Below are 1,963 nucleotides of genomic sequence, written 5' to 3'. Positions count from 1 at the left end.
TCGGTCTGCACCGGCTCGACCGACATGCAGTTGGACTTCTCGCCGCAGTCGCCGCAGCCTTCGCACACGCGCTCGTTGATCACCATGACCGCCTCCGGCTCCCAGGCCTTGCCGCGGCCACGCTGGCGGCGCAGTTCGGCGGCGCACTCCTGGTCGTGGATGAGCACGGTCGTGCCTTCGGTCTCGGCGAGCAGCTTCTGCGCTTCCATGATGCGGTCGCGGTGCCAGACCTCGGTGTTGCCGATGAGATTGACCGCGTTGTAGCGCGACAGGTCCTCGGTGGTGACGATGATGCGCTTGACGCCGTTGGCCACGAGCTCGGCCACCAGGTTGCGCACCGGCTCGGCGCCCATGATCTCCTGGCCGCCGGTCATCGAGGTGTGGCTGTTGACCAGGATCTTGAAGGTGATGTTGGTGTTGGTCGCCGCACAGTAGCGCACCGCCAGGCTGCCTGAGTGGGCGTAGGTGCCGTCGCCCATGTTCTGGAAGATGTGCTGCGTGTCGGTGAAGGGCTGCATGCCGATCCACTGCGCGCCCTCGGCGCCCATGTGGGTGCCCATGACCACGCCGCGCTTCATCCACATCGCCATCGTGTGGCAGCCGATGCCGGCCGACACGATGCTGCCGTCGGGGGCCTTGGTGGAGGTGTTGTGCGGACAGCCCGAGCAGTACCAGGCCGAGCGCGTCAGCGTGGTCAGCGCGTTGCGGCTGTGGATCTCGTCCAGGCGGCGGATCCAGGCCTCGGCCGACTCCAGCCGGGTCTTGCGCGACAGGCGGGCGTGGAGCGCACGGGCGATGATGTCGGACTCGAACTCGCCGTGGAAGGGCAGCAGGTCGCAGCCTTCCTCGTCGCGCTTGCCGACGATGCGCGGCGCGTTGGCCGTGCCGTAGAGGATCTCCTTGGCGAACAGCTCGATGAAGGGGCGCTTCTCCTCGACGACGAGAATCTCCTCGAGCCCGCGTGCGAAGTCGCGGATGTCGTCCGGCTGCAGCGGGTTGAGCATGCCGATCTTGAGGATGCGCACGCCGGCGCGACGCAGGGCGTCGTCGTCCAGGCCCATCTCCATGAAGGCCTGGCGCAGGTCGTGGTAGGTCTTGCCGGCGGTGATGATGCCCAGCCAGGCGTCGACGTTGGGGAGCGTGACCTTGTTGAGGCCGTTCTCGCGCGCATACTGGCGGGCGAGCTCGAGGCGCGCGTAGTACAGCGTGCGCTCCATGTCGAGCGCGTCCTTGCGCACGTTCATGCCGAGGTTGACCTCGGGGCTGTAGGGGCGGCCGTCGAGCTCGACCACCGGGGTGATGAACTTCAGGCGGTCGGGGTCGACGATCGCGCTGCCGCTGCCGTCGGCGACGTTGGTGACGATCTTGAGGCCCGCCCACAGGCCCGAGATGCGCGACAGGTAGTAGCCGTGCAGGCCGAAGTCGAGGATGTCCTGCACGTTGCCCGGGTACAGCGAGGGGATGCCGACGTGGTAGAACATGGCCTCCGACTGACTCGGCAGCGAGGACGACTTGCAGCTCGGGTCGTCGCCGAAGATGGCGAGCACGCCACCATTGCGCAGGGTGCCGGTGTAGTTTGCGTGCTTGAGCGCGTCGCCCGAGCGGTCGACGCCCGGCGCCTTGCCGTACCAGGTGCCGACCACGCCGTCGAACTTCTGCTTGCCCACCGTGTGCATCATCTGGGTGCCCCAGACGGCGGTGGCGGCGAGGTCCTCGTTGAGGCCGTCGACGAACTGGATGTTGTGCTGCATCAGCAGCTTCTGCTGCTTGATGAAGTTGGCGTCCAGCATGCCCACGGGCGAGCCGCGGTAGCCGGAGATGAACATGGCGTTGTTCAGACCGCGGCGGCGGTCGAAGCGGATCTGGTCCATCGTCAGGCGCACCAGCGCCTCGATGCCCCCGATGTGGATGATCCCCTCTTCTGCCGTGAATTGCCGCGTCAGGTCCTGTTTGGACGACATCG

Annotated in this window: 1 protein-coding gene; it reads right to left on the bottom strand. The window is 66.9% G+C overall.

Annotated features, from left to right (window positions below):
• Nucleotides 1–1,961: indolepyruvate ferredoxin oxidoreductase family protein (locus B447_RS21465; protein ID WP_004249189.1), on the bottom strand; the 1,961-nt coding region annotated here is incomplete at its 3' end.
• Between the last annotated feature and the right edge of the window lie 2 nt (nt 1,962–1,963).

Origin of the sequence: Thauera sp. 27, from assembly GCF_000310125.2 — a bacterium.
Classification (GTDB): domain Bacteria; phylum Pseudomonadota; class Gammaproteobacteria; order Burkholderiales; family Rhodocyclaceae; genus Thauera; species Thauera mechernichensis.
Note: the sequence above shows the minus strand (reverse complement) of the source record. Positions and strands in the feature narration are given on the sequence as shown.